This window comes from Microbacterium sp. P2_F9, assembly GCF_056403635.1.
This window is the reverse complement of sequence record NZ_JBFUFC010000325.1, coordinates 1-2,482: the sequence shown is the minus strand read 5'-3', so window position 1 is coordinate 2,482 and position 2,482 is coordinate 1. Positions and strand designations below refer to the sequence as shown.

Annotated in this window: 2 protein-coding genes; both read left to right on the top strand. The window is 69.9% G+C overall.

What is annotated here, in order from left to right:
* A partial coding sequence (locus AC1DVT_RS19510; RefSeq protein WP_477390971.1) for an aminotransferase class III-fold pyridoxal phosphate-dependent enzyme occupies positions 1 to 761 on the top strand: 761 nt, incomplete at its 5' end.
* Between the two features lie 98 nt (positions 762 to 859).
* A complete protein-coding gene (locus AC1DVT_RS19505) occupies positions 860 to 2,392 on the top strand; it encodes a CoA-acylating methylmalonate-semialdehyde dehydrogenase (RefSeq protein ID WP_457100435.1) in 1,533 nt (510 codons plus the stop codon).
* Positions 2,393 to 2,482: the final 90 nt, after the last annotated feature.

Genomic DNA, 2,482 nt, shown 5'->3' with positions numbered 1-2,482 from the left:
CGCCCGAGGAGGAGTCGGCCCGGGCGCTGCACCACCTGGAGCGCGTGATCCAGTCCGAGGGCGCTGCGACCATCGCGGCGATCCTGCTGGAGACCGTGCCGGGTACGGCCGGGATCCTGGTTCCGCCGCCGGGTTACCTCGCCGGCGTCCGCGCGCTGTGCGACCGGTACGGGATCATCCTCATCCTCGACGAGGTGATGTGCGGCTTCGCGCGCACCGGCCGCTGGTTCGCGTTCGAGGGCTACGACGTGGTGCCCGACCTCATCACCTTCGCCAAGGGCGTCAACTCCGGGTACGTGCCGGTCGGCGGCGTGATCATCTCGGATGCGATCTCGGCGACCTTCGACGACCGGGTCTTCCCCGGCGGACTCACCTACAGCGGGCATCCCCTGGCCGCGGCATCCATCATCGCCTCGATCGACGCGATGGACGCCGAGGGCATCGTCGAGAACGCCCGCCGCGTGGGCGCAGACGTGATCGGCCCTGGGCTCGCCGACCTCGCCGAGCGGCACGCCCTCATCGGCGAAGTGCGCGGCGAGGGCGTCTTCTGGGCGCTCGAGCTCGTCGCCGACCCCGCCACGCGCGAACCCGTCGGCGCGGACGTGATCGGCCGGCTCAAGAAGGAGCTGACTGCGCGCGGGCTGCTGCCCTTCACCGCGGACAACCGGATCCATGTGGTGCCGCCGTGCGTGGTGACAGACGACGAGGTCGCTCGGGCGCTCGCGATCTACGACGAAGCGCTGACCGTCGTCGAGGCGTAGCCGCGCCCACGCCCGCGTCCCGGTGTGCCCTATCCCTCACCGAAACCGCGACTTACCCTGGATTCACACGTGCCCACGAGGCCAGACGAAGGAAGACCATGACTGACACCACCACACTCGAGCAGACGAAGGAGTCTGCCACCACGATCCTCGACCACTGGGTCGACGGCGGAACGTGGGCGGGGGCATCCACCCGTACGTCCCCGGTCTACAACCCCGCCTGGGGCACGGTGCAGCGGGAGGTGCGGCTCGCCTCCACCGCCGATGTCGACGACGCAGTCGCGTCGGCCTCCGCGGCGTGGGCGCAGTGGCGCGACGCGTCGATCGCGAAGCGCCAGGGGGTGCTGTTCGCCTTCCGCGAGCTGCTGAACGCGCGCAAGCAGGAGCTCGCCGAGATCCTCACCTCCGAGCACGGCAAGGTGCTCTCGGACGCGCTCGGCGAGATCGCGCGCGGTATGGAGGTCGTCGAGTTCGCGTGCGGCCTGGGCCACCTGACGAAGGGCGCCTACTCCGAGAACGTCTCGACGGGCATCGACGTCTACACACTGCGTCAGCCGCTCGGCGTCGTCGGGATCATCAGCCCGTTCAACTTCCCCGCGATGGTGCCGCTCTGGTTCTTCTCGATCGCGCTGGCCGCCGGCAACGCCGTGATCCTCAAGCCCTCGGAGAAGGATCCTTCCGCCGCGAACTGGATGGCCGCGCTGCTCACCGAGGCGGGCCTGCCCGATGGGGTCCTCAACGTGGTGCACGGCGACAAGGAGGCCGTCGACGCCCTGYTGGAGCACCCCGACGTGCGGGCGATCTCCTTCGTCGGCTCGACCCCGATCGCGCGCTACGTCTACGAGACCGCGACCGGCCACGGCAAGCGCGTGCAGGCCCTCGGCGGGGCGAAGAACCACATGCTCGTGCTTCCGGATGCCGATCTCGACCTCGCCGCGGACGCCGCGGTCAACGCGGGCTTCGGCTCAGCCGGCGAGCGCTGCATGGCCATCTCGGTCGTGCTCGCGGTGGACGCCGTCGCGGATCAGCTCATCGAGAAGATCTCCCAGCGCATGGGAACCCTGCGCACCGGCGACGGCACCCGCGGCTGCGACATGGGCCCGCTCATCACGAAGGTGCACCGCGACAAGGTGGCGTCGTACATCGACGTCGCCACGGCGGACGGCGCGACGGTCGTCGTGGACGGCCGCGGCGTCGAGCCGGACGGCGACCCGGACGGCTTCTGGCTCGGCCCGACCCTCATCGACAAGGTGTCTACGTCGTCGGCGGTGTACCGCGACGAAATCTTCGGCCCGGTGCTGTCGGTGGTGCGCGTCGACGGGTACGAGGACGGCCTCGGCATCATCAACGCGAGCCTCTACGGCAACGGGACCGCGATCTTCACGAACGACGGCGGCGCCGCGCGGCGCTTCCAGCGCGAGGCGCAGGTCGGCATGATCGGCATCAACGTGCCGATCCCGGTGCCGGTGGCGTACCACTCGTTCGGCGGCTGGAAGGCCTCGCTGTTCGGGGACGCGAAGGCGTACGGGCCGCACGGCTTCGACTTCTTCACCGCCGAGAAGGCGATCACGTCACGCTGGCTCGACCCGTCGCACGGAGGCCTGAACCTGGGCTTCCCGCAGCACACCTGATTCGGGCGCTCGGCCGAGAAACCACATCGCCGCCGAGAAACCACATCCGCGCCGAGACACCACGCATCGCGGTGTGTCTCAGTCGGAATG